This is a genomic window from Arthrobacter sp. 10T419, from assembly GCF_056394105.1.
The window spans coordinates 1-538 of the sequence record NZ_JBFTHF010000032.1 but is presented as its reverse complement, the minus strand read 5'-3'; the positions used below and the strand labels follow the sequence as shown (position 1 = coordinate 538).

The 538-nt window shown below is 71.5% G+C and carries 1 pseudogene; it reads right to left on the bottom strand.

Annotated features, from left to right (window positions below):
* A pseudogene (locus tag AC1DBD_RS17730) lies at positions 1-538 on the bottom strand (hypothetical protein); the annotation flags it as partial.

Below are 538 nucleotides of genomic sequence, written 5' to 3'. Positions count from 1 at the left end.
GTTGGTGCCGGCCAGCRCCGGCGTGCTCTCCACGGCCTCGCGCAGCGTCTTCTTGCTCAGCGTGGTCGGCTCCGGCAGCGCCACCAGGTAACGCACGGTGACATTGGTGTGGGATCGATAGCCACCCGCGCCCACGGCGATGCGACCATCCTGGAACGGCGGATCCTCGGCGCGCACCAGATAGTCGAGCAGCCCGTCGAAGGTCCAGGTAGCAGAGGGAGGGTCAGCCGGCGGCGCCGGCGGCGGAGGCGCCCTGCCCCGTGCGGCGGGCGTGGGCGGATTGGACGGCTTGGGCGCCGTAGCAGTGGCCGGCTCGTCGCCGTGGCGCAGCGCAGGCACGAGGTCCGCCGCCTGGACCATCAGGTTCAGCGTGTAGTGGCGGTGGCGCTGGCGMATCTCGGCAATCAGCGCGTGCACCAGACGGTTGCGGAAGTCGTCGAACGCGGCGTAGCGCGCATCGCCGGGCAACGGCGGTTGGTCGAGGAACAGCGTGATGCCGTCGCCGACATGGCTCTCGCCAGCCAGCCCGGGAACGCGG